Genomic DNA, 24,412 nt, shown 5'->3' with positions numbered 1-24,412 from the left:
TTCAGTGAAATAAGCGAAATGTAAGAAACCGTTCCGTAAAAGTTGCCAAAATATGGTGGGCGTGTGAAGCCCACCACCTTAAATGACATTACTCTTCACAAAGCGCTTCAAAACGATCTAAGCCGCGCAGCATCTCAAAGTCTGGCTCTTCAGCTAGCAACTCTCTCATTGAACCACTCGCTTCAATAGAACGCTCTAAGTCATCGATCGCTTGGCCTTCAGCACCTAACCTTGCGTAAGCACAAGCACGTTGGTACAAGGCGTGAGCGTTTTGATCGTCCACTTCCAACACGCGATTACATAAGCTCATCGCCCAGTGGTATTCCTGCATGTCCATTGCGGCATCAGCTTTGTAAGTTAGTGCTTCCAAATCACCTGGGCGGACTTTTAAGATCTCATCGTAGATTTCAATTTTTTGCTCGGCAGTTTGAACATTCTGAGCCCTCAACCACAAGTTGTGAATCTCATTGATGATTTCGATTTCTCGGTTGTTCTCTGAGATGATTCGAGTCTTGCGCTTAAGATCCCTTTCAAGAAGGTTAAACTTCTTCTCATAGTCTTGAGCAATCGAATTCAATCGCTGGTCAGCCATTTCCTTGGTGGTGTGTTTGAGATCTTTCAGTGATTGCCAACCCACCAGTGCAATTAGGGAGGCAACACCGGCAATAATGTAGAAGAAGTAGGTTACGGTTACATTGGCGTAATTCAGAGACTTGTCTGCCACAGTCAGTTCCCGGTCGGTCATCTGAATAGTCAAACGTCTTTCAAGATCTTGTTGGTCCATTCTTAGCTGCTTCAATTCATCCAAGATATAGCGTTCCATCAACGGTCGATCTAAATAGTCCAATTCTGAGTACTCAACCTCTTCGCTTGCAAAACTCATCGTGCTGAACACCGAGATAACTGCAATCAATAAGATTCGAAGCATTATACATTCCTTATATGTTTCATCTTTAGGCTAACTGTATCTTGTAATAGTCATACAAGCTAGGAAGTCGACAAGTTTGGCTTATTCGTATTAGTTAATAGTTATTTATAGCTCGATAGTCACTCACTTCTACAATCGACTCTTTCTACAATCGATTCCTCCAACCACCGACTCTTCCAACAATCCTGCATAAATTCCATTGTGTGCTATCAGCTGTCGATGGTTACCTTGTTCAACAATTTCACCCTTTTCCAACACAAGAATCGTGTCTGAGTGACGAACGGTACTCAAACGGTGTGCAATCGCAATCACGGTTTTTTCCTTAAACAGACGCTGCATTGCTTTTTGAATCAGGTCTTCGGTGATTGAATCCACCGAGCTAGTTGCTTCATCAAGCATCATCAGTTGTCCACCTTGTGCAACCGCTCTAGCGAACGAAATAAGCTGCGTTTGCCCCACAGACAAGTTGGAGCCGTTCTTTTCCAAATAGAAGTCATAGCTTTGTGGCAATTGTTCAATGAACTTATCGGCGTACACATAGCGTGCTGCTTGTTCAACCTCAGTTCTAGATAGATGCGTTTTGCCCAGCGCGATATTGAATTGGATTGTCTCTTCAAACAAGTGCACATCTTGCATCATCATTGAGAACAAGTGAGCAGAGTCTTCGCTTGAGATCTGAGACAGCTCTAATCCATTCAACAAAATGCTGCCTTCATAGTCTTGGTAGGTTTTAGAGATTAGACGCAGAATCGTCGACTTACCCGAACCCGTCGAACCCACAAGGGCGATTTGATGCCCTTTCTCCAATACAAACGAGACATTCTTTAGAACATATGGAGAGCCGTCTTTGTAACGGAAGCTCACGTTCTTGAACTCTAGACTCACAAATTGTTCGAGCTGTTTTTCAACCTTGTTAGATGGCAGCAGGTTGCGTCCTTCCTCTTCAGTCGGCTCAACAAACAGCTCTTCAATATGGTCAAACGCTGCAAATGAACTCTGAATCGAAGCGATCTGCGAAGTAAAGTCACGGATCGGAACAAACACTTTCTCTAAGGTGTTGATGAACGCAATCAGCACACCCAAGGTGAGAGCCCCTTCTATCACTTGCTCCGAGCCATACCAGATCATAATTGCGATGGTGATAGAGGTGATGCCGGAGATAAACGAGAACAAAATCGCATCGTATTTATTTATCTTTTTCTGCGCTCTTAAAAACTCATCGGTATAGCCTTGGTAACGCTGTTCTACTTGATCTTCCGCTCGGTACATCTGAACGGTTTTCATACCAAATAAGACTTCTTGTAAAAAGCCAATACCACGAGCGAGCGAAGAACGAGTCACCTTGTACAGTTCACGAAGTCGGTTTCTCACATACACCGTCAAATACATCACCGGTGGCATAATGATCAATACAATCATCGTTAACTGCCAATCAATGAAGAACATCATCACCAACAGAGCAATGGTATTGATACTGTCTTTAACTAGCCCCACAACCGACTGAACAAACGTCTCGCCAATGGTTTCCAAGTCACTGGTTAATCGTGAGAGCGTTACCCCAATCGGTGTGTTATCAAAATAGCTGCACGGCAGTTTAAGCACACGAGCAAACAACACTGAGCGCATGTCGGTTATCGTGTACTGCCCCGTTTTACGTAGGTTGTACGAATAGGTGGTATCCACCACATAGCTCGCCACCAGCACGGCAACGAGATAGAAGACATATTCGAGCAGTCCATCCATATCACCATGACCTAAATGAACATCGATCACTTGAATGATCAGCCAAGGAAACAATAGGCTTGTAATGACAGAGAGCGGAAGCATAGCAATGCCCAGAATCGCAGAGCGTTTGTATTTCTTAGCAAACTTAAAAAAGTGCTTGAGGTACTTGAGATCAACACCTTTTAACATGCTGCTGCCTCCGTTTCATTCTGCTGTAACTGCCATGTATCGTAATAGTAATCGCACGTTTTCAATAACGTCGCGTGGTCGCCCTTCGCAATCACCTTACCTTCGTTCAACACGATGATTTCATCCATATATTCAAGGGCATTAACACGGTGTGAAACCACAAGTACCGATTGATTTTCCAAGCGCTTAAACAAGCCCTCTAAAATCTTACGTTCTGTTTCATAGTCGACAGCCGATAGAACGTTGTCCATGATGATCAGGTCGGTGGGTTGCAATAAAGATCGAGCAATGCTCAAGCGCTGTTTCTGACCACCCGACAACATGATCCCTTTCTCACCGACTAAGGTTTGGTCGCCATGCTCAAAACGTGTAACGTCATTGGCTAACTGACTCAGTTCTAAAACCTCATCAACCTGACTCTTTGCCAAGTCAGTATCTAAGCTACCGAAGCGGATATTGTCTTCGACGGTTGCAGAAAACAGATAAGGGTCTTGCGTCACGGTTTTCACGTAACGGCGCAAATCACTGCGTGAGAAGCTAGTGACATCTCTTTCGCCTAGGAAAACTGAATCTTCTGGTACATCCAAGTGATGGTTCAAGCAATTCACTAATGTCGTTTTACCCGCTCCGATTCCGCCTAGCACACCCACTTTCTTACCTGCTGGAATGTCAAAGCTGATGTCATCGAGAATCAGACGCTCTTCACCTGAATAGCTGAAGCTGAGGTTGCGAATAGAAAACGTTTTTCCCTTCAACGATTCAACATCTAACTCAGTGAGCTTATCTTCATCAAGGTCTGGAATTTTTGCATTAAGAATGGTTTGTACACTTTGAATGCCGACCATGCCACGCTGATAAATGGTCGCGATTCTGCCAAGCTGCATCAATGGCATTGCGAGCAAAACCGAGTAAGTCAGAAAGGCAGTAATCTCACCAAGTGTGAGTTCCTGTCTCATTAACATGTAGCCACCGAGCCCAAGAATGATGATTTTCATCAGGTCATTGGCGTAGTCGAGTACTGGCATAAAGAAGACTTGAATACGTGTAATTTTAAGGCGGCATTCAAGTAATAACTGATTCAGCTTTTCAGTTTCAGCTTTCACCCAAGGTGACATCTGCTGGCTCTTAATCAAATCAATCCCAGACAGGTAACTCATTAGCTGAGCAGACAAGTTTTGCAGACGTTTCATGTGCTCTAAATGCAGCGTTTTCATACGCTTGAAGCCCACCCGAAAAATCACAAAAGCGATTGAGATAGGAATAATCGAATACAGTGTGAGTTCTGGCGATATACGCCACATATAAAGAGGTGTCAGCGATAGCGCGAGTAACGCGTTGAAGAACTGAAGAAACCCCACACCAAACATCAGTCGGATGCCGCTAAGGTCATTATTCATGATTGAAATGAGCCGACCAGATGCAAAGCGTTCATGAAAGCTGCTCGGTAAGCGATTCAGCTTTTGTAGAAGTGTACTCTTTAGTGCTGCTTCTGTAATTCGCCCCGGATTAAGCGCATAGATACGAGACAGAATTCTCACCACCACCATGGCAACCGACATGCCGACCACGATCCAAACATAGGTTTGAAGCTGCTGATGGCCCGTTGTTGAAGCATCCTCAATAAGATCGATGGCAAGTTGGATATAACGAGGGATCTCTACCTGTAACCAGTTAACGAGAAAAATGAACACAATCGCCAGTAAGTACGAGGTGCGATTCATGCGCAAATAGTGGGCAACAAACTGTCTTTTATTCATAGTCTTCTTTATTTAGGGCAGGCTCACCGAGTTTTGGTGATTTCGTAAAGCTAGAAACGAGCGTCACTTAAGTAAAGATACACCTAAAACACCAGATTGATAATATCACTCCATTCATTTTATACAGGTTATCTCAGGTCTCGATGTTAGAAAAATTCACAACAAAAGCACCTAAAACAACGTTACCGCCGAAATAGCGGTAACGTTGTTTGGTAGAAGATAAAGATTAAAGAATCACGTCTACATTATCGTCCTCAATGTTTACAAGGAGTTTCACTTCGCTTCCCATTGCCGACGGATACCAGACTTCAACCCACACTTTATCAACATGATTGGGCAAAAGGAGAGTTGTAGAGAACTCAATATCTTGATTGATTGGGCTCCTCAGCACTTGTGAGGTGTAATCGACAACATCACCATTGAATTCTGTATAAATACTCATAAAACCTCGAGAACTTTGCGAGCTTGCTACGTCAACGTTTACAGACACTTCTCTCTCCGTAGAAAAATCAAAACCTTCCGGTATAGATAACTCAGATGATTTAATAGACTGCGGTATCACTACTGGAGCAGGTGTCACCACGTTATTGCTACCAACGGTCGAATTACTCGGAGGAGTGACGGGGACCGGAGCCGTAGTATTGCTCGGAGGAGCGACAGCACTTGGAGATGAAGCGGTACTATCACCTCCACCTCCGCCGCCACAAGCTGAAAGGAATACAAAGCCTACACCACTCAAAATTAGTTTGATTGTTTTCATAAATCCTCCTGATTAATCTTCCGTTGACCAAGTTTTGTTGGCGTTAGGGTTTTGGTACCACGTTGGTTTTGAAGCACCGCCTGATGTAGCCCACTCAGCAAATTCGGGGTACACCTCACTAACATCAATGTATTCTGATGGATGATTCCAAGGTGATGAAATTAAGATACCCCAAGGCATGTTTTGTGTCGTTCGGTAATATTTATCACTAGACGGGTCTGAATCATCTTGTGCAATACCATAGAAATCACTCACTAACGTGCCACGCGACGTTGGTGGGAAGTCCGCAGTATGGATTTCTAAGTCTTTCCCTGGCGATGTAGAGAAACTGTCACCATGGTAATAACCCGCTCCCGCACCAAAGATGAATGGGTCGAAGCCACTTAATGGCATCAGTGAACTCGCTGTGGGCTCGTTTCCAGAAGCAAACGGCAGAGAAATACTGAACGTCATTTGGTCAGCTTCTAAAGTCGGACTACAAGAAGGGTTAGTGCGGTGGAACATACACTCACCGTTAATCGGCAGATCATTTTTTAGGTTCAACGACGCGACAACAACGAGGTCTCCTCCTGGCGATGCAACACTTTTGTCTTCACCCGTAAACGGCGAAATATTTACCCGAGTCGCGCCATTCTTTTGCACTCGAGCCGTTTGAAGATCGACATCTGACTCATCGAAGCCATCAAGCTTCCATCCCAGTCCATTACCATAAGAAGCACCGTAGGCCATTATGGTTCCCGTAATATCCATTCGAAGCACTGCGTCCTCTTTACTTAAAATGGTGGTGCGGTAGTAAACCACAACGTCATTTAAGTCGAAGTCACCAACTTCTGGCCAATTATCTTCGAAGGCCGCTGTATAGTAATTCGAATGTTGAACCGTTGTGCCAGGATCCGTAACGTTAAACACGTAGTCCTCAACTTCACCATCACCAACATAACCGTCACTCGGAATGTTAGGGCTACTCGCTAAACGGAATCGAGTTTGTACGCTCCCAACGACAGCATCATCACCCACTCGAATAGGGACGACTTGGCTTCCATCTACAACAGAATGATTTTTTAATATCTGCTCGTCATCCTCAAAAGATCCATTCATATCCCAGTCAGCCCAAGCTTGCAGATAACCACTCCCCACAACGTTGACATTAATTAAACTGTCTAAGCCGACTTCAAGATTCGTCAACAGTGCAATTCCGTCATCATCATTTCCGCCAACATCCAAATCATCGCCGTTGGATGATGCACCAGGTTGGCCATCTGTATCGGCATCAACACTAGCACCTAAGTACAGTGTGGAAGATATCGCATGCTCAGCACCGTTACTCGCCTGCAACGTTCCATAACTATCAGGAGCGTCACCAAAATCAGATTCATCTGAACTTTCTATTGGCGTAGTAAATCCAGATAAGTCCCAGTTACCGTCAAATGCCGAGAAAATCGGGTTGGGGAAACTACTGCTACTGCTCGTAACCGTTTCAAATTGTAGAGTTACAATCGAGGTATTCTTGTAGGTGAATTTTACAGCACCGGAAGTGTCGGTTTCCGAATAGTTCGTACCTGGCCCGGTGAATAGAACCGACGTTCCATCGGCACTCTCTTCCGCCGTCAAACTCGCGCTAGCACTACCAAGTTGATAACTGTAGAAACCTTCACTTTTAAACACTCTTACTTGCTCCGACTGCACGGGTTCGCCATCAATGTCATAGCCAATCATGTCAAATTCGGGAAGTGTATAAGGCACTGAGAACGTACCTGAGAGTCCATCCGTACCATCATAAAATTCAAAGGTATAGGTTAGACCTGCAGAGCCCGCAGAGTTAGTTTGATAGAGAAAACCAATATCTCCTGAGGGTTGTGTTGCACCAACTTTGTAGTTAGGAGCATGAAACAAAAATGTCGCATCACCGAACACACTACTAGACACTTTGGCATCTATTGTTTTTCCATCATGTGTACCAACGTTGAGGAAGTGCATCGAAGATCCATCATAGGTTGGCCCAGCCCAGGAACTGCTGCCGTTCGTCGCCTCTACATGATTTGAAAAGTCCAAATCTACCGTCGTTGCATAGACAGGGGCACTGGCAACGGCCGTCATAAGATAAATAACTTGCTTGTATTTCATAGTAAACCTCGACTTCTTCTTCGCATGAGCGATTTCCTTGAAAAGTGTGTGAACTCTGAACGGCAAGTTAAAGAAGCGTCTCAGTTAACTCTGAAACAAACTATTCGCATCTTTGTTTATTATGTTGGTGCCGATAAAGCGAGCTGCTTAATACAAATAAGCAAAAGAGAAGCCAAGTTTCCGATCGTTTCAAAATCACCGTATAACATTGAAAAATAATACTTATTTTTCCACATTGAAATTACAGTCAGAATGAAACGGTCTTTTCTTCAAAATAAGAATCAATTTGATGAGAGGTTAGTCAACTTGAAAGTCTGTTAGATAAAGAAACGTTCTATGCTGGTTGGAAACGGATAGGTTGTTTACGGACTGGAGGCGTTTTGCTTAAAACTCAAATTACGATGGGTTAGCTCAACTAAAGGAGGGAGGAATTATTGTTGGTTCATGGTGAACAAAACTGTTTAAAACATTCTACTTTTAAACAGTTTTGATTTATCAAAAGGGTTACAGCATTTCCTTTGCGATTAGATGCAGCAAAAAGGTTTCACGTTCAATGCTCATGCCTTTTTTAGGGCTCTCAGCCATGGTCTTTTCGTTGTGAGCGATCGCTTCATGGATATTCATCCACACCGGTTTCATCCCGTTTTTCACTTCGTAGTCTTCGTAAGCTGTTTCGCCAAGCTCACGATCAATCTTGCATGAGTAGCAGTAAGAAATCATGTGCATTATATCTGCATCATCTTTATACCAAGGACGAAACTCTTCAAAAATACCGAACGGTTTAATACTGTGAATGTTCTTCGCACCCGTTTCTTCTTCAAGCTCACGGACCATACCTGCGATCACATCTTCACCGTCATCCAAACCACCACCAGGAATGGTGTAGTCGTGATAACGCTCTGTATAAAGCATCAAAATGTCTTCGCCATCTAACACAATCGCACGTGCAGCATTGCGCTTATATACCGTCTTATTGTCTAGGTGATCGATATCAGGGTGAATAGTGGTTTTTAGGTGTCTCATGATTCTGACTGCTCTACTGAATTTGGCGGCATCATATCATAATCATCAATAGATTCGACGTTCTCCGTCCCCTGAAAGAACACATAACCTCTGCTTTTGATCGCTGTTCCCCCACTGCTATCTAGTAGAAATAACCATCAAGTAGCACTTTATTGACAGAGACCGTTCCTGTTAGAGCACCAGCTATGCCAGCATGATCAAACACTCAAAAAGCAGTTAAAAATAGCGAAATATCAACCTATTTCAATATCTTGACCAAATTAGAACAACCTTTTCTGAAATCTAAAATATACTAGTTTCATAGAGCTTCTAATCTGGTTCTGTAGAACTTAACGCATTCGATTATAGAGTTATCACGTAGGAGATAAACATGAAGAAAATTGGTTTGATGGCTGTATTTGCCGTTGTGTTGGGCGGTTGTGCAAACGACTATGCAGAATATAGCGAAGGCCAACGTGTTTCAGTGGCTAACCCAGCTGCGGTTTATTGTGTTCAACAAGATGGTGAATTAGACACCGTAACTGAAAACAATCAACGCACTACTTATTGTGTATTTGATGACGGTGAACGTATCGAACAGTGGGAATACTACCGCAACAACCATGAGCAAAAAGAAGAAAGCTAAGCTGCGACATCGTGAACTGTTGACGTCACACCTATACACGACGTTGACCCTTCACTAATGCCACCCTGTCAAATGACATGACATTAGGTAAACTGTTCGCTATCGAGCGGTCGGTTTACCTTACTATACACATCAACTTTGTACACACATCACCCTCATACACAAAGCACCTTTTGGCTACCTACCTGTATTACTAATATTGGTGTTTTCGCTATCTCCACCAGCGATGTGTGTGATCTGATTCTGGATCTAAATAACGATTCAATAAAGTCAGGTTAGTATCGAGCAATGCTAGGTACTCCTTAACTATTTCTATGTCGATTCCGACTGGGGTATTTTGGATGCAGGTCTCCAACACTGGAAGCAAGCTTTCTACGATATCAAAATGAGATGAACGCCCGACTAACTCCTTTGCCGCTAACAAGGCTTCCAAAGACAACCTTTCTGGCTCTCGTCTTACTGAATCCAAATCCCTCTTAAATGCACCCACAGAGACACCTTCAAGATAGACTCGGTAGGTCGTCAGAGCATCCATTAACAGAAACAATTGCCCTTGCTCTGTTTGATGAGGGTATGGCACTGCGACATGAGCCTCTCGCTGAGGATCTATTTGTAGTTCCACCCCAAGTGCAGAGCACTTCTCGACCAAAACCTTAAGCAAACCTTGCTCGTCCATCAGCGATTGAATCTCGAAGATACGTTGTAAGTGGTAGTCATTAGAAACGAACGTCACCGTCACACTCTGCCCGCGTGTAAACAGCCCACTTTCAATCATCTCTGAGGCCAAGTTTTGAATGTTCTCAACCGTATTTGTCGAATGCTGCTCAAGTAAAACCGCCCCTATGGGAAACGGATACTCACGTTGATTTTCAAGCTCTCGAAAATACTCGTGCATCATATCGGCTTCAGAAACGGTTTGGCCTTGTGTCACCCCACCACAGAACGCCACAGCCGTTTGCTGGTTCGACTCTTCAGCCAAAGGCCCAGCCAGATACTCAACTAAAGCATCAACTCGACTGATTCCTTCATTAGTCAATTTATTCTCATTAAGTCGCTTACCTAGCACAATAAGGAGGTGAATAATGCTCATTTTATGTTCAAGTCTCGTTTTAGTGATTAGATGGAGTGAATTATGTATACAATACTTATTAACAAAAGTATTTTGAAATTCTTACATGTTGCTCTCAATAATGCTCACTATTGATAGCAACATCTCGGGTCATACAAGAATAGACGTGTCGCTTTAAAGCAAACATAGCACGCTCTTGTATTTCATCGCTCTATGCTTGTTAACACGAGTTTCAATAAAAGAGACCTTTAAAGCAAAGAACCAGCTCAATCGAAGTACTGTTTCAGCCAAAGAGCTGTTTCAGCCAAAGAACTGCTTCACCCAAAGAAGTGGAACTAACGAAATACAAATTTTACACAGAGTTCGTTCATCGAACCGTCTTCACAGGAAGTTACTATGCTGTCTATTTTTGATATCTACAAAATTGGGGTTGGACCGTCCAGCTCCCACACAAATGGACCAATGATCGCTGGGTTTAACTTTACCCAAAAAATTGATGCTCAGCTTACACAAGTAGAGCGTATTCAAATCGACTTATACGGCTCGTTGTCATTAACGGGTATTGGTCACCATACAGACAGAGCGACCTTATTAGGTTTACTCGGCAACCGCCCCGACACCATTAAAATTACCAGTGCTAACAAAGCAATGCGTAAAGCAATTGAAGATAAGTCTCTACTGGTTAGCGGTAACCATGAAATTCACTTCGACGTAGAAAGCGACTTGCTGTTCCATAAAACCAACCTTCCGCTGCATGAAAATGGCATGACCATCTCTGCTTTTGACGCAAGCGGTAGTCTTTTAGAGATGGAAACATATTACTCAATTGGTGGTGGCTTTATTGCAACCGCTGATGAGCTACAAAACGGCAAGCAAGAAGCAGAAACACAAGTTGAGTTCCCTTTTTCTTCTGCCGACCAACTACTTGAATTGTCAGAGCAGCAAGGGCTTAGCCTTGGTGGCTTAATCCTGCGCAATGAAGTGTCTTTTCAAGGCATGGACGTGATTGACCAAAAAGCTGACCAAATTTGGAAGGTGATGTCTCTGTGCATGCAGCGTGGCTTTGACACCGAAGGTATTCTTGATGGCGGTTTAGAAGTGACACGTCGAGCGCCAGCTCTTTTGAAAAAGCTTGAGGCGAATGCTTCGATTGAAAACGATCCAATGGAGATCATGGATTGGATTAACCTATTTGCCTTTGCTGTGAGTGAAGAAAACGCAGCGGGTGGCCAAGTGGTAACATCTCCAACCAATGGTGCGGCTGGCGTTATTCCTGCGGTATTAATGTACTACCATCGTTTCATTAAAGAACTAGACACCAAGCAGCTGAAAGACTTTTTAGCAGTCTCTGGCGCTATTGGCATCTTGTACAAAACCAACGCTTCGATTTCTGGTGCAGAAGTGGGTTGTCAGGGCGAAGTTGGCGTATCTTCATCAATGGCGGCAGCAGGCTTAACCGCCCTACGCGGTGGTAGCAACGAACAAATCTGCATAGCAGCTGAAATCGCTATGGAACACTCACTAGGCATGACATGTGATCCAATCGGTGGTCTTGTTCAGGTGCCATGTATCGAGCGTAATGCAATGGGCGCAATGAAAGCCATCAACGCATCACGTATGGCGCTGAAACGTACCAGCAAGTGTCTTATCTCGTTAGACAAAGTTATCGCAACCATGTACCAAACAGGTAAAGACATGAACAAGAAGTACCGTGAAACGTCCTTAGGTGGCTTGGCCGTGATCCACATGGCTCCTCCTTGTGAATAACCGCTAAGAACACGAGTCGAGAAAGCCGCTGTAGAGACGGCATTCTCGTAAACGTCGTTTTCGATACCCAAACATAGCCAGCCACCAAGCTGGCTTTTTTATTGGCTAAAATCCAACAGCTAATTGAAAGTGATACTCACTTGAATATTTTACAAGATTACCACCTGTAACTTTCCGTTCTTGGCTCGCGAATTAGCAACAAATAAATCTGACCGACATTTACATAACCATCCACTAGCAAAATCTAATATTGCACATTTAATGCATGAGAAAAATGAATCGCCCGATAAGAAAAGATATAGAGAGCAAAGTAACGAACACAGCAAATGTTTCATTTTATGTATTGCTATTAATGATATTATAATTGGGTAATTACACTACATATCAACACAAATGTGAGAATAAAATAACGTGGAATAGATTAAACAAATCAATGATGTTCTGCCAAATGATGTTCGGACTTTCGTTCTATGGCGTCATGGTGATCTTGACTCGCTTCTTCCTTGAAGATCTGAACTACAACGAAGCCGACACCATGATGGTTGTTGGTGCTTTCTCTGCAATCGGACCGCTATTTGCTATCGCAGGCGGTTTCATCGCCGACAAATTTTTAGGCGCATACCGATCATTGACCATTGCCTTTCTCGGATTCGCAAGTGGTTATGGTCTACTGGTACTCGGTGCCGCAGCGACTAATGTTCCAATGGCTTTATGTGGTATTGCTTTAGCGAGTTATGCGCGTGGTTTGATGTCCCCTTCTTACCCAAGTCTTTACAAACGCACGTTCAAAACTCAAGAAGATTTCGAAAATTGCTACCCAATCAACTACTCAGTAAACAATATTGGTGCTCTATTAGGTCAATACCTGTTCCCAATGCTAGTGCTAGTTGTCGGTTTCCACGGTGGCTTCCTTCTCTCAGGTGTTCTAGCCGGTGCTGCACTTCTGATGATGCTCTTTGTTCGCAAAGGCCTTGTTGAAGCAAGTGCTGAAATCGACCAAAAACCAGTTAGCACGAAAAACTGGGCTGCGTTCCTCGGTCTTTCTGCTGCAATGATTGGCTTGGTATTTTTCATGTTCTCTAACATGGATATCGGCCAGAACATTGTGTACGCAATTGGTGGTGCAGCGATCATCTACTTTGTCTCTTTGATGATGAAATCGAAGAAATCAGACATGCTGAAAATGGGTACTATCTTAATCATCACATTCCTGACGACATGCTTCTTCGTGTACTACGGCCAAATGATGACGTCGATGACAATGGTAGCGATCAACACAATGCGTGGCGATCTACTCGGCTTCATCCCTGTAGCCCCAGAAGCTTCAATGGCAATGAACCCACTTTGGTGTATGGTTGCAGGCCCTATTATTACGGGTATCTTCTCTAAGCTAGAAAAGAAAAACATTCACTTCTCTACCGCAACCAAAGTAGGTTTCTCTTTCATTCTGACGGCGATCGCTTTCGGTATCTTAACGATGGCAGTAACGACCGTAGGTGAGGATATTCTGATTCGCCCTGAAGTGTTCTTAGCAATCCACTTCTTCCTGGCATTTGGTGAAGTTATTGTTGGTTCTATGGTTGTAGCCTTCATTCTGTCTGTTGCACCTAAGCACATCGAGAACTTCTCAGTAAGCTTATTCTCTGTAGCAATCGCAATGGCAGCATCGTTCATTATTCGTAAGATGCTAGACGCAGCGAAAGCCGCAGATGAGACGATTGAACTAGAGCAAGCAAACAGCTAATTCTGCTCACGTTAAATAGCGCTAACGCTTCAAGCCCTTTAGTTTTCTAAAGGGCTTTTTTGTCGGTATGGATGCCAGGGTAAATAGATAGGTGATTCAAATTACGTTGCTCTGTGTAAATCAAAGTAAATGATAACTATTAGTATTGAGTGTTTTTTAGTTCAGGATTATGATGTCGGAATCAAAATCTAAGAGAGCCTTATATGAGCAAGCCTAGCCCTATCACATTAACTGTTACTCAAACCTCAACCATTACACCGAACATGCAGCGTATAACGCTTAGCGGTGAAGGATTAAGTAAGTATCCAACCGAATGTGCCGGCGGCTACATCAAGCTTTTATTCTCGCCATTGGGCACAACCGATTTAAGCCAACTGAATGATGGTGAGCGCCCAACCATGCGCACTTACACCATTCGTCAGTACAACCCTGTAGAAAACTGGATTGAGGTTGATTTCGTTCGCCACATCACCACAGATTTACAGTGTGGTTTTGCAGCAAGGTGGGCAATGAACGCGAAAGTGGGTGACACAGTTTCAGTGGCTGGCCCAGGTTTAATTCAAGGACTTAACCTAGAGTCAGACTGGTTCTTCTTAGTTGCAGATATGACATCCCTACCTGCGCTTTCTGCAAAAGTAAAATCGCTTCCAGAGCACGCCGTAGGGCACGCCGTCATCCAGATCAATTCAGCAACAGATAAACAAACGCTTGAAGCACCTCAAGGTATAAAAGTCACTTGGTTAATTGAAGATGAAACTGAAGAAACACTTTCACAAACGGTTCGCAATTTAGAATGGTTAGACGGTCAGGTTTCGATTTGGACAGCGTGTGAATTTGAAAGCATGCGCGAGCTGAGACAATACTTCCGAAACGAAAAAGAAGTCGCGAAAGAGAACATCTACATTAGCAGTTATTGGAAGCGTGGCGTCACTGAAGATGGCCACAAAGTGTTGAAGCAACAAGATGCTCAAGCTTTAGCGGGTTAAGTCTGTTACTACATACATCTTTTGCCAGATAAATAAAAAACGCCCTTAGCGAAGTTCGTCTCGTTAAGGGCGTTTTAGTTTGAATCCAATGAAGAGCAAAGCCGAAGTGTAAGATTAAATACTCTCTCCCACTTCAATCTCGTAACCGAGATCCAGCTTCGCCACCCATTCTTTGTTGCCTTGTAGACGCGCTACAACTTGCTGTGCAGCGACTTTACCGATCTGCTCCCTTGGTGTTACTACAGTCGCTAAACGCGGCGTCATCGCCACTGTGATGTCGTGTCCGTGGAAACCCGCAATCGCCATCTTCTCGGGTACTTGAATACCACGTCGTACGCATTCGTAAAAAGCACCAATGGCCAAATCATCGTTAGTACAGAAAATACCATTCACTTCAGGATGCTTATCAAGTAACTCACCAATCAGTTTTGCGCCTAAAGTAAACGAGGACGCGTCTTCCGTTTGCAGCGTTACTGGCGTTTTGTCGGCTTCTTGCATCGCATGCTCATATCCCGCCATTTTCAAGCGAGTACGTTCATCCATTCGAGCAGCCAAATAAGCGATATTGGTACGCCCTCGATCGAGCATGGTTTTAGTCATCGCTCTAGCCGCTTCAAAGTTATCAAAGCCCACTGCTTGTTCAATACGGGGAGACACCGAATCCATAATTTCAATCACAGGGATAGAAACAGTCTGCAGCATTTTACGCGCTCTATCAGTGTGCACATTTTCTGAAAGGATAATCGCATCAACGTTGTAAGAAAGCAGTGAAGCGATGCTCTGCTCTTCCAGTTCAGCGCTATAGCCATAGTGGGCAATCATGGTTTGGTAGCCTGCGGGCGCTGTGACTTGTTCAATGCCACGGATAACTTCAGCAAAAACTTGGTTGGTTAACGAGGGAACCAAAACACCAATCGCATTGCTTTTTGCATTGGAAAGAATGTCTGGCGCACGATTAGGAATATAACCTAGCTCGTCTACTGCAGCGCTGATCTTATCGCGCAGAGCTTCTGATACCTGTGAAGAGTCTCTTAGGCAGCGACTGACGGTCATTTTGGTGACACCAACTAGGTTGGCAACATCTTGTAATGTGGGACGTTTTTTCTTACTTAGCATACTGACAGCATCATGGTTACGATTAATGTTACTGGTAACATAGTAACGAATTTCGACTACTTTAGAAGAACTAAACACCTAAAACTTGATATCAGATCATAAACACACACGTCGCTTTGCCACCAATAAAACTAACAATTCTTATTTTCGAAGACGATGGTCAATAAGTTCTCAACTTACACTTGATGTGTATATTACGTATTAAAAACCCCAACCTTGGATGATCAAGATTGGGGTTTCGTATAACCCATTGCAATTGCGTACATAGCCAACCCCTATTAAGAGGCAGTAGCCTGTCTCTATTCGTTACCTAGCAACCGATGTCCATCAAGAATGCAAGATCGCTGTCCGCCGTGAACGTTTCAGCAAGTTGACCATGCTTAAAGAGCTTCATTGGCTTGCCTGTCGCGGTGTGGTACGTTAATTTTCCTTCACACACTTGCAGCATCGTCCCTTCAGGGATACCAACAACGACTTCACTTGGGTTCATGCACAAGAACTCTTCAATACGTTCATCACGTGTTTCGCCCATATGCCCAGAAATGGATGCTTCTATATAGTGAGGGTTAATCTGAAATGGCACAAAATTAAGCGCAGGCAAGATAGCAGCACTGACAATTGGCATATCATTAGTAGTACGGATCGTTGGGGTTGCGACATTTGTTCCCGCACTCCAACCAATAAACAGCTTACCTTTGTTGATCACAGCATCACGCATCGGTGTTACCAAGCCTAGGTCGTGAAGCATACGGTTAAGTACCCACGTATTACCGCCACTAATGATGATACCATCAACCTCTTTCAAGGCTTGCACTGGGTCTTCGGCTTCATGAATACTCACCACTTCGCAATCATATTCATCGAACACTTGCTGTAATTGCTGCGTGCGATCCGAGTATTGCCCTCGAATCATTGCGAATGGAATAAACAACATTTTTTTAGGCTGAGTCTTTTCCATCATTGGACGAATCCACTCTTTACCATACTCCAAAAGTGATGTGTCACCTGGTAACTTACCGTTACTAAATAGCATTACATTCATTACAACCTCACTACAATTTGCAAATTTACTATATATTATTTTGATATTCTCTTGAACTACAGCACTTGCCGCTTTCAAAGACTCTACGGGTAAGTATTCATAAATTGAGGGGAAGTAATGTGCGCCAGTAAACAAGTTCGGAAAAGGAATGACCTTTTGAGATAAAACAGTTCCGTCATAACCATAACGCGAAGGAAGTGTACGCATTTCTATTCCAGTATTATTGGAATAATCGAAATCATTAAACATCTTTTCAATTTGGGGAAAACTTTTCTAAAACAGCCATGAAGTAATCAAGGGAATCTATTATCCCCACAACCAAAGGTGCGCAACCTATGATAGTCATGTTGAGATGATGGTCATACGTTATGGTGGCGTCAGTAGTTAATAGATTTATTCAACACTGTTGACATGTTTGTTTTGGTTTAAAATGAATAAAAATAACGCCCTCTTATTTGAGGGCGTTATTGATTGTTTAAGCGTTCACTTTTACTTCAGTTCTTGGAGACTGACTCCAAGTCACGTGAAACTTTTCAGCTTCATCTCTATCGACTCGCGAATAAGTATGAGAACCAAAATAGTCACGTTGCGCTTGCAGCAGATTTGCAGGCAACACCTCACAACGTAATGAGTCGAAGTAACTCAGAGCAGAGCTGATTCCCGGCATCGGCACACCATACAGAGCTGAGTTCGCTACCGCGATGCGCCAAGCAAGCTCGCGCTCTTTCACTTGTTTGATGAAAGCCTCATCAAACAACAGGTTCGCTAGCTCACTATTTTGTTGGTAAGCCGATGTGATACTTTGCAAGAAAGCGGCACGAATAATACAACCAGCTCGCCAAATCTTAGCTATTTGAGTGAAATCGAGATTCCATCCCTCTTTGTCTGACGCTGTTTTCAGTAAATCAAAACCTTGCGCGTAAACAGACAACTTGGCGCAATATAGAGCATCGTGAAGCTCAGAAATAGCCTCTGTTTTATCCAGCTGACTGGCATCAGCAATACTGCCTTTTAGAAGCTGACTACCTTGAATACGTTGTGATTTTTGACCGCTCATCGCACGTGCATAAACCGCCTGTGCAATGGTTGGCGTTGGACAACCTTCTTGCAGGCTGTTAACTGCTGTCCACAAACCCGTGCCTTTCTGCCCTGCTTTATCAAGCACAACCTCAACGAACGGCTTACCCGTTACAACATCTTCTTGTTGAAGAATATCGGCACTGATTTCCATCAGGTAACTATTAAGTACACCGTTGTTCCATTGTTCAAAGACTTGTCCAATCTCTTGAGCTGGCATTTCAAGCACATCACGCATGAACTGGTACACTTCGCAAATAAGCTGCATGTCGGCATATTCAATACCATTATGTACCATTTTCACATAGTGCCCTGTACCAGAAGGACCAACATACGCAGCGCATGCTTCACCCGCTTCAAACTGACCAACCGGTAGCCCATTAGCATCCACTTTTGCAGCAATCGCTTCCCACATCGGTTTCACATATTGCCAAGCCGACTGGTCACCACTCGCCATTAGTGCAGGGCCAACACGAGCCCCTTCTTCTCCACCAGAAACAGCGGTGCTAAAGAAACGAAGCTTGCCTTTGTAGCTCACTTCGCGTGCTTCGGTATCTGTCCAAAGGCTGTTACCCGTATCGATAACAATGTCATCCTTTTCTAAGCCAGCATCAAGCAAGCTATTGACGACGATATCGACAGGTTTTCCAGCAGGAACCGACAAAGCGATTACACGCGGCTTAGCTAGCCCTTGCAACACATGCTCAAGGCTAGTGCCTTTAGTGAACTGACCTTTGCCGTCAAAGGATTCATTAAGCTGCTTCGCTTCTGAATTTGCACGTTCAATGTTGTCAGCGTTTAAATCAAAACCCGCGACGTTGAATCCATTGTCGAGTAGGTTCAACGCTAAGCTTTTGCCCATCACACCCAAACCAATCATCGCGATGTCGTTTTTTAACTGAGTCATGGTTTAGCCTATCTGCTTAATTTGTTTGAGTGCACTTTCTACTACCTGTTCGACATCTTGTGAGATATCAACAAACAACGCATCGGCTTCATTCGGTTCAACCAAGGTTGCGAATTGGCTTTTCAACATTTCTTGACCATTGAAGTAATGGTTCTCGCGCGCTTTATGGCGGTTCCAAATGGTGTCGAAGCTACCTTGTAGGTACACGATAACTAAGCCTTCATTGTTCTTTCGTAGAATGTCTCGATATTGAGGTTTCAATGCAGAACAAGCAATCACAGCACTTGGCTGCTCAATGTATTGCTTGTTGAGTGTTTCTAGCCACCCTTGACGATCTTCGTCAGTCAGCGGAATACCTTTACGCATTTTTTCTACGTTACTTTGCGGATGGAAGTCATCGCCATCAAAGAATTGAAGCTCTAAAGCCTGTGCGATACGGCTACCAATTAGGCTTTTCCCGCATCCAGATACGCCCATCACGAGTATTTTTTCGCTTTTCATAAGGCAAGCCTTCCCTAAGCCCCAACCAAAACAGGGGCTGACAATCGAATCTAATAGTTAAACTTGTGTTGCTGTTGATAGGTTCCTGAACGTTAAACTCGCTCTGGAACCTTTGCTGTTATTGCCACCAAAGCGCGAGCTGAGGAAAGATAATAACCAGTGCCAGCACCAATACTTGAAGTGCAATGAACGGCAGTAGTGAAGAGAAAATCTCACCTAAGCTGATGTCTTTTGGTGCTACCGATTTCAGGTAGAAAGCCGCTGGACCAAATGGTGGTGACAAGAACGACACCTGCATGTTTAGACAAAACACAACACCAAACCAAACTGGGTCGAACCCAAGGCCAGTGATGATCGGAACGAAGATTGGCATTGTTAGAAGTGCCACACCTACCCAGTCAAGGAACATGCCTAGAACCAGTAAGATAGCCATCATGATTAATAGCGTTACTGTCGCGTTACCGCCACTGAGCGCAAGGATGGTTTCTTCAACAAAATCAATGCCGCCCATCAGGTTGTAGATACCAACCAATGCGCTTGCACCGATACCAATCCACATGATCATGCCACAGGTACGCATGGTTGCGATGGCACTCTCTTTCAACATGCTGAAATTCAACTCACCACGGATAAGCGCACTGATCATGATACCAACCACACCCAATGCAGACGCTTCTGTTACTGAAGCGATACCCGTGTAGATACTACCTAGAACTGTTGCTACAGAAAGCAGTGGGAAGAACAGAGCCTTGAAGTAGCTTGGCTGATTTGCGATATCTTCTTCTGTCTCATCATCACTCGGAAGAGGAGCCAGAGAAGGATTCAGCTTACAGCGAATCAATACGTAGCCAATGTAACAGCCCGCAAGGATAAACGCTGGCAAGAAAGACGCTTTGAACAGGTCGCCAATCGATACGCTGGCTGTCATACCGTAGATGATCAGTACGATACTTGGCGGAAGCATGGTACCAAGTGCGCCACCTGCACAGGTTGTACCAATAGCAAGCTTACGGTCATAACCTAAACGAAGCATTTGTGGCAGTGCCAGAATACCCAGTAGTACCGTTTCACCACCGATAACGCCCGACATCGAAGCCAATAGAACCGCGACTAATAAGGTTTGTACTGCCACACCACCACGAACTTTACGGCCGACAGATTTCATTGCATCAAACAAATCGCGAGCAATGCCCGAACGGTCTAATAAAGCCGCCATCAAAACGAACATCGGTACTGCTAAGAACACATAACCAGAAGCAAAACTGTAGGTACGGCTTGCGATCAAAGGTAAGGCATCAGGGCCAAACCAGCATAGAGTGAAGAAAATCGCGACAAAGCCTGTTACGAACGCTAGCTGCATACCGGTCAGTAGCAAGCCAATCATCATAACCAGCATGAGCAAGCTGCCCCATGCGATACCAATAGAAGATAAATCAAACATCGTCATTCTTCCTTAGACCCATCAACTCTTGGATTAGGTGCAATACAAACTGGACAACAAGAACACACAAAACGACAAAGATCAGGCCTTTCAGCAGCGCAGGATAAGGCGCGTTTAACACTGAACCTGATGTTTCAAGGCGGAATTCACCCCAAGGTGCAAACCATGCTTCCTCTGCGGTGAAGTAAGCCGCATAAGCGAGCATGCCGGCAAAGGCCAAACCTACAATGTGGTGAACAAGATTAAGATATTTGCGTGCTTGGTTAGAGACTGAGTCGTAAATAAGAACCACACGTACATGCTTATTCGCAGCCAACGCGTAGATGCCACCAATAATGAATAATGAACCACCGATGAAAGAAGCTGTTTCATGTACCCATGTGGTCGGGGCATCGAATGCGTAACGCATCACAACTTCATAAAATGAAATCAATACAGTAAAAATAAACAACCAGCTAACGAGATTACTGAACTTTATAACAAAACGATCAAGCGCATTTCTTGGTTGCTCGTCGTTTTCAGCTGGGGCGTGGGGGATTTTATCGGTCATGAGCCAAATTTCCTGGGAGAATACGGGAGAGCAATGCCCTCCCCCGTCAGTAAACTAAGTTTAAATTACAGTAAGCCGTTTTCTTCTAGGAACACAGTCACTGAGGTGTAAACTTTTCCTGCGTTATCAGAACGCTCTGCAAATACTTTCCATTGACCTTTCGCGATTTCACGGAACTTTTTACGTTCTTCTTGAGACCAATCATGGATAGTGATTTCTGGGTTCGCTTGAGCTTCTTTCAATGCCGCTTGGTCAGCCATTTTCAGCTGAGTTGTCATGTCGTAAGAGAAGTCACGCACTGATGTTTGCAGCATTGTTTGTAGATCAGCTGGCATCTTGTCCCATTTCTTCTGAGAGATAGAGATATCGATAAGCGGTAGTGAATGGAAACCCGGTTGAACTGGATGTGTTGCAATGTCGTTCATGCCCGCTTTTTGGTTGGTAGAGAATACCGTGTAGTCCGCAGCATCAATTACGCCTTTGCTTAGGCCAGTAAATACTTCAGAACCCGGCAGGTTTACCGGAGTCGCACCCGCAGCTGCAAACACTTGTTGTACTAGGCCTTCAGGTGCACGCAGTTTAAGACCTTTAAGATCCGCGACACCATCAATTGGTTTTTTAGAAATGAAAGACTCAACACCCGTAGTAGAAGCACCAACAAACTGAACACCGTAAGGCTTATACAGTTCAGTCATTAGCTCGTTACCGCCGCCGTAGTTCATGTACTGAAGCAGTTGCGTTGTGTCTGACCATGCACCAACCATGTTACCAATTAGGCCGAATGCTGGATCTTTACCAGAGAAGTAACCTGTTGCTGTAATGTGGCCATCTAAGATACCCATTTTGATCGCGCCTAGCGTTTCTGTGTGCTTAACCACAGCACCAACTGGAAGTAGATCGATATCGATACGTCCATTAGACATCGTTTCTACGCGCTCGGCCCACTTCTGCTGAACCTTGAAGTTCAAATCACCAGATGGATCTGAAGATTGAATCTTAAGTTTAAAGTCTGCAGCCATTGCTGAAGTAGCAAATAGACCAGTGAGGGAAGCGGCAATCAGCGTTTTAGTCAGAGCTTTCATTTGGGTATCCTTATGAGTTTCACAGAGTCCGGTTTGTAATTATATGTTACCGGTAACGTTGAGGTGAATGTTACCGGTAACTTTACAACCTTGTCTATGAGAAGGATCACATCTTTAACATTAGTAAAACGTTTGCTATCAATAAGAAAAATACGACTGAAAAGTCACATTATAGGTTGGAAGTAGGATTTAATTTCTTTTTAAGTCAGTGAGATAACCAAGCCTGCAATGATAAAAACGACGCCTACACCGCGAGTGGCGTGCCACTTTTCCTTTAAAAAGTAGATCCCCATCACTACGCCGAAGATGATGCTTACTTGCCTTAGAGCGACAACCAAGCTGACGTTCTCAGTCATGGTCATCGCAAACAGCACCAAGCCATAAGTCGAAGCCATCATGATGCCGGCCACTGTGGCTTTCTTACGTAGTATCCACGCATTAGTAAACTCGATTCTTTGGTTGGTTACGAATAACCAAACACTCAGCGGAATCACAATCGCCCAAAACTGAATGCCTAGGTAGAAAATCGCGGTGTGCTTGTTAGCTATAACTGGTGTGCTCAAAGGATCGAGTAACAGAAGCGCTTCTTTATCAATGATGGAATAGCCCGTGGTACCAATGGCCGCGATTAACGCCCACAGTACGCCAAGGTTGAGATACGCTTTTAACCTAAGATCTGAAAACTGCTTAAGTGGTACAAACAAACAACCCAAGGTAATCAAGGTGAAGCCAAACCATTGATTAGGTGACAGCTCATAGCCTATCAACACCGTGCCTAAACCCACCATCAACACAGGCAGTGCTCGTGCCATTGGGTAAATCACGCCGATATCAGCCTGTTTATAGGCTGCCCCCAAGCCGATCAAATAGATGATTTGGCAAATCCCGCTCAAGAAAACCAGTTGCCAAAATGGAAGTAAGATATTTGACAGTCCAACACTGTGAACATACCAGATCAAGTAAGGCGTCAATATCGCGGCAGCGGCAAAGCCAGAGGCTAAGAAGAAAGACGAGCCCGAGCCTTGATTAGATTTACCTAGAACGTTCCAACCCGCGTGAAGCAAAGCCGAAATGATCACGATGATGATGGCAGAGAATTCCATTTCATTCCTAAATTGATAACTGATAAGAACAGTCGCTGAAAACAGCTGATAAAAAAGGCCTCCGAATAAGAGACCTTGGATCGTTTCATTTCGACAGCCCTACAGAATTGCAGGTGCCAGTACGATGCGTGTTCTAGCTGTAACTAACGTTCAAATTGACAGACTAACGCTCTAGCTGCGCGATTGACTCGATACTGATCGCGTCATGACGCCAATATTCAATATCGCAATCAATCAAATCACCGTCTTGATTGTAATTAACACGCTCAACCACCATAGCCGGAGAACCAGAAGTCGCACGCAGGGCTTGCGCGGTTTCGCCAAGCAAAGACGTTGTGCTCACTCGGTAACGGATCTTCTGATACACCACGCCAAAGTGCTCACGGTAAATGTCCGTCAACGATTTAGACAAGTCATAATCAAGCAAATTAGGGAACAGCTCAGGTCGAATGTAGTTGGTCACATACACAACGGGTCTGTCTTCAAGATAACGAACTCTGTCTACTCGATAAACATCCGAAAAAGGTTGCAGCTCAAGAAGCCTAGTTGCTTCCTTGGTTGCTAACATGCCTTTCGCCGCCACTAATTCTGTTTTTGGCTTACGATTCTGCGACAAAGCCATATTAGTGAAGTTCAGCGTTTGTGTTGGATCGTAGCGCAGTGGCGCAGGAGAGATAAACCAACCACGTCGGTCTTCTCGATAAATTCGTCCTTCCGCTTCAAGTGAAGACAAGGCTTCACGTAACGTAACTCGTGTTGTATCAAACGATTCAGCCAGTTTGCGCTCCGCAGGCAGCTTCTGTCGTGGTGTTAACATCCCCGACTCTATCTGCTCTACGATGACATCTTTGATTTTTACGTACTGCACTTCATTTCCTTTTATTCTTGTTCTTGTC

At 44.2% G+C, this 24,412-nt stretch carries 20 protein-coding genes and 1 pseudogene; 4 read left to right on the top strand and 17 right to left on the bottom strand.

The window, feature by feature from the left end; translation table 11 throughout:
* Positions 1 to 88 precede the first annotated feature (88 nt).
* The 6 genes from AB4180_RS04505 to AB4180_RS04480 all read right to left on the bottom strand — a co-directional run bounded on the left by AB4180_RS04505 (position 89) and on the right by AB4180_RS04480 (position 8,506).
* Positions 89 to 928 (bottom strand): tetratricopeptide repeat protein, encoded by an 840-nt coding sequence (locus AB4180_RS04505; RefSeq protein ID WP_102249341.1) that lies wholly within the window; start codon positions 926 to 928, stop codon positions 89 to 91.
* A 129-nt stretch (positions 929 to 1,057) separates the two neighbouring features.
* The gene (locus tag AB4180_RS04500) at positions 1,058 to 2,842 is read right to left on the bottom strand and encodes an ABC transporter ATP-binding protein (protein WP_102249342.1); all 1,785 of its coding nucleotides are present in this window, start codon (positions 2,840 to 2,842) and stop codon (positions 1,058 to 1,060) included.
* Positions 2,836 to 4,599, bottom strand: a complete 1,764-nt coding sequence (locus AB4180_RS04495) for an ABC transporter ATP-binding protein (RefSeq protein WP_102249343.1) — start codon at positions 4,597 to 4,599, stop codon at positions 2,836 to 2,838. The genes AB4180_RS04500 and AB4180_RS04495 overlap by 7 nt, the downstream gene beginning before the upstream one ends.
* A 226-nt stretch (positions 4,600 to 4,825) precedes the next feature.
* The gene (locus AB4180_RS04490) at positions 4,826 to 5,359 is read right to left on the bottom strand and encodes a hypothetical protein (RefSeq protein WP_017098380.1); all 534 of its coding nucleotides are present in this window, start codon (positions 5,357 to 5,359) and stop codon (positions 4,826 to 4,828) included.
* 12 nt (positions 5,360 to 5,371) lie between these two features.
* Positions 5,372 to 7,483, bottom strand: coding sequence for an LruC domain-containing protein (locus AB4180_RS04485; protein ID WP_017098381.1), 2,112 nt, complete (start codon positions 7,481 to 7,483; stop codon positions 5,372 to 5,374).
* Between the two features lie 504 nt (positions 7,484 to 7,987).
* Positions 7,988 to 8,506, bottom strand: coding sequence for an NUDIX hydrolase (locus AB4180_RS04480; protein ID WP_009845614.1), 519 nt, complete (start codon positions 8,504 to 8,506; stop codon positions 7,988 to 7,990).
* A 370-nt stretch (positions 8,507 to 8,876) separates the two neighbouring features.
* On the opposite strand from AB4180_RS04480, the gene AB4180_RS04475 reads away from it, so the two are divergent.
* Entirely contained in the window at positions 8,877 to 9,131 is a 255-nt protein-coding gene (locus tag AB4180_RS04475; RefSeq protein ID WP_009845615.1) for a DUF333 domain-containing protein, read from the top strand.
* A 211-nt stretch (positions 9,132 to 9,342) separates the two neighbouring features.
* On the opposite strand, the gene AB4180_RS04470 is transcribed toward AB4180_RS04475, so the two are convergent.
* Positions 9,343 to 10,221: a YdcF family protein gene (locus AB4180_RS04470; RefSeq protein WP_017098383.1), complete on the bottom strand. Its 879-nt coding sequence runs from the start codon at positions 10,219 to 10,221 to the stop codon at positions 9,343 to 9,345.
* Positions 10,222 to 10,596: 375 nt separating this feature from the next.
* Here AB4180_RS04470 and AB4180_RS04465 point away from each other — a divergent pair, with 375 nt between their 5' ends.
* The 3 genes from AB4180_RS04465 (at position 10,597) to AB4180_RS04455 (ending at position 14,697) form a co-directional block, all read left to right on the top strand.
* A complete protein-coding gene (locus AB4180_RS04465) occupies positions 10,597 to 11,967 on the top strand; it encodes an L-serine ammonia-lyase (RefSeq protein WP_017098384.1) in 1,371 nt (456 codons plus the stop codon).
* Between the two features lie 433 nt (positions 11,968 to 12,400).
* Positions 12,401 to 13,711 (top strand): MFS transporter, encoded by a 1,311-nt coding sequence (locus tag AB4180_RS04460; protein WP_347231284.1) that lies wholly within the window; start codon positions 12,401 to 12,403, stop codon positions 13,709 to 13,711.
* Positions 13,712 to 13,914: 203 nt separating this feature from the next.
* The gene (locus AB4180_RS04455) at positions 13,915 to 14,697 is read left to right on the top strand and encodes a siderophore-interacting protein (RefSeq protein ID WP_102249346.1); all 783 of its coding nucleotides are present in this window, start codon (positions 13,915 to 13,917) and stop codon (positions 14,695 to 14,697) included.
* Between the two features lie 114 nt (positions 14,698 to 14,811).
* On the opposite strand, the gene gntR is transcribed toward AB4180_RS04455, so the two are convergent.
* The 10 genes and pseudogenes from gntR to phnR all read right to left on the bottom strand — a co-directional run bounded on the left by gntR (position 14,812) and on the right by phnR (position 24,384).
* Positions 14,812 to 15,813 (bottom strand): gluconate operon transcriptional repressor GntR, encoded by a 1,002-nt coding sequence (gene gntR, locus AB4180_RS04450; protein ID WP_029222988.1) that lies wholly within the window; start codon positions 15,811 to 15,813, stop codon positions 14,812 to 14,814.
* Between the two features lie 310 nt (positions 15,814 to 16,123).
* The gene (gene pepE / locus AB4180_RS04445; protein WP_012600367.1) at positions 16,124 to 16,855 is read right to left on the bottom strand and encodes a dipeptidase PepE; all 732 of its coding nucleotides are present in this window, start codon (positions 16,853 to 16,855) and stop codon (positions 16,124 to 16,126) included.
* A 24-nt stretch (positions 16,856 to 16,879) separates the two neighbouring features.
* Positions 16,880 to 17,086 (bottom strand): annotated as a pseudogene (locus AB4180_RS04440) (peptidase T); the annotation flags it as partial.
* Positions 17,087 to 17,330: 244 nt separating this feature from the next.
* Positions 17,331 to 18,839 (bottom strand): NADP-dependent phosphogluconate dehydrogenase, encoded by a 1,509-nt coding sequence (gene gndA / locus AB4180_RS04435; RefSeq protein ID WP_102249348.1) that lies wholly within the window; start codon positions 18,837 to 18,839, stop codon positions 17,331 to 17,333.
* A 3-nt stretch (positions 18,840 to 18,842) separates the two neighbouring features.
* Positions 18,843 to 19,340 (bottom strand): gluconokinase, encoded by a 498-nt coding sequence (locus tag AB4180_RS04430; protein ID WP_102249349.1) that lies wholly within the window; start codon positions 19,338 to 19,340, stop codon positions 18,843 to 18,845.
* A gap of 118 nt (positions 19,341 to 19,458) precedes the next feature.
* Positions 19,459 to 20,781: a TRAP transporter large permease subunit gene (locus tag AB4180_RS04425; RefSeq protein WP_017059512.1), complete on the bottom strand. Its 1,323-nt coding sequence runs from the start codon at positions 20,779 to 20,781 to the stop codon at positions 19,459 to 19,461.
* The gene (locus tag AB4180_RS04420; RefSeq protein ID WP_102249350.1) at positions 20,774 to 21,331 is read right to left on the bottom strand and encodes a TRAP transporter small permease subunit; all 558 of its coding nucleotides are present in this window, start codon (positions 21,329 to 21,331) and stop codon (positions 20,774 to 20,776) included. Before AB4180_RS04420 ends, AB4180_RS04425 begins: the two co-directional genes overlap by 8 nt.
* A 65-nt stretch (positions 21,332 to 21,396) precedes the next feature.
* Positions 21,397 to 22,413: a TRAP transporter substrate-binding protein gene (locus AB4180_RS04415; RefSeq protein ID WP_009845626.1), complete on the bottom strand. Its 1,017-nt coding sequence runs from the start codon at positions 22,411 to 22,413 to the stop codon at positions 21,397 to 21,399.
* Positions 22,414 to 22,613: 200 nt separating this feature from the next.
* Positions 22,614 to 23,516 carry a multidrug transporter gene (locus tag AB4180_RS04410; protein ID WP_102249351.1) on the bottom strand — a complete coding sequence of 301 codons (903 nt, stop codon included), beginning with the start codon at positions 23,514 to 23,516 and terminating at the stop codon, positions 22,614 to 22,616.
* 163 nt (positions 23,517 to 23,679) lie between these two features.
* Complete coding sequence (phnR, locus tag AB4180_RS04405; protein ID WP_010428770.1) at positions 23,680 to 24,384, bottom strand: phosphonate utilization transcriptional regulator PhnR; 705 nt, start codon at positions 24,382 to 24,384, stop codon at positions 23,680 to 23,682.
* Positions 24,385 to 24,412 lie beyond the last annotated feature (28 nt).

Source organism: Vibrio sp. 10N.286.49.C3 (assembly GCF_041469545.1).
GTDB classification, from domain to species: Bacteria; Pseudomonadota; Gammaproteobacteria; order Enterobacterales; family Vibrionaceae; genus Vibrio; species Vibrio tasmaniensis_A.
The sequence above is the reverse complement of the archived record's forward strand: the minus strand, read 5'-3'. Positions and strand labels throughout refer to the sequence as shown.

Excerpts from the sequence above, each read along its gene's own strand:
- AB4180_RS04505 (WP_102249341.1), bottom strand. The coding sequence starts at position 928 with ATGCTTCGAATCTTATTGATTGCAGTTATCTCGGTGTTCAGCACGATG.
- AB4180_RS04500 (WP_102249342.1), bottom strand. The coding sequence starts at position 2,842 with ATGTTAAAAGGTGTTGATCTCAAGTACCTCAAGCACTTTTTTAAGTTT.
- AB4180_RS04495 (WP_102249343.1), bottom strand. The coding sequence starts at position 4,599 with ATGAATAAAAGACAGTTTGTTGCCCACTATTTGCGCATGAATCGCACC.
- AB4180_RS04490 (WP_017098380.1), bottom strand. The coding sequence starts at position 5,359 with ATGAAAACAATCAAACTAATTTTGAGTGGTGTAGGCTTTGTATTCCTT.
- AB4180_RS04485 (WP_017098381.1), bottom strand. The coding sequence starts at position 7,483 with ATGAAATACAAGCAAGTTATTTATCTTATGACGGCCGTTGCCAGTGCC.
- AB4180_RS04480 (WP_009845614.1), bottom strand. The coding sequence starts at position 8,506 with ATGAGACACCTAAAAACCACTATTCACCCTGATATCGATCACCTAGAC.
- AB4180_RS04475 (WP_009845615.1), top strand. The coding sequence starts at position 8,877 with ATGAAGAAAATTGGTTTGATGGCTGTATTTGCCGTTGTGTTGGGCGGT.
- AB4180_RS04470 (WP_017098383.1), bottom strand. The coding sequence starts at position 10,221 with ATGAGCATTATTCACCTCCTTATTGTGCTAGGTAAGCGACTTAATGAG.
- AB4180_RS04465 (WP_017098384.1), top strand. The coding sequence starts at position 10,597 with ATGCTGTCTATTTTTGATATCTACAAAATTGGGGTTGGACCGTCCAGC.
- AB4180_RS04460 (WP_347231284.1), top strand. The coding sequence starts at position 12,401 with ATGATGTTCTGCCAAATGATGTTCGGACTTTCGTTCTATGGCGTCATG.
- AB4180_RS04455 (WP_102249346.1), top strand. The coding sequence starts at position 13,915 with ATGAGCAAGCCTAGCCCTATCACATTAACTGTTACTCAAACCTCAACC.
- gntR (WP_029222988.1), bottom strand. The coding sequence starts at position 15,813 with ATGCTAAGTAAGAAAAAACGTCCCACATTACAAGATGTTGCCAACCTA.
- pepE (WP_012600367.1), bottom strand. The coding sequence starts at position 16,855 with ATGAATGTAATGCTATTTAGTAACGGTAAGTTACCAGGTGACACATCA.
- gndA (WP_102249348.1), bottom strand. The coding sequence starts at position 18,839 with ATGACTCAGTTAAAAAACGACATCGCGATGATTGGTTTGGGTGTGATG.
- AB4180_RS04430 (WP_102249349.1), bottom strand. The coding sequence starts at position 19,340 with ATGAAAAGCGAAAAAATACTCGTGATGGGCGTATCTGGATGCGGGAAA.
- AB4180_RS04425 (WP_017059512.1), bottom strand. The coding sequence starts at position 20,781 with ATGTTTGATTTATCTTCTATTGGTATCGCATGGGGCAGCTTGCTCATG.
- AB4180_RS04420 (WP_102249350.1), bottom strand. The coding sequence starts at position 21,331 with ATGACCGATAAAATCCCCCACGCCCCAGCTGAAAACGACGAGCAACCA.
- AB4180_RS04415 (WP_009845626.1), bottom strand. The coding sequence starts at position 22,413 with ATGAAAGCTCTGACTAAAACGCTGATTGCCGCTTCCCTCACTGGTCTA.
- AB4180_RS04410 (WP_102249351.1), bottom strand. The coding sequence starts at position 23,516 with ATGGAATTCTCTGCCATCATCATCGTGATCATTTCGGCTTTGCTTCAC.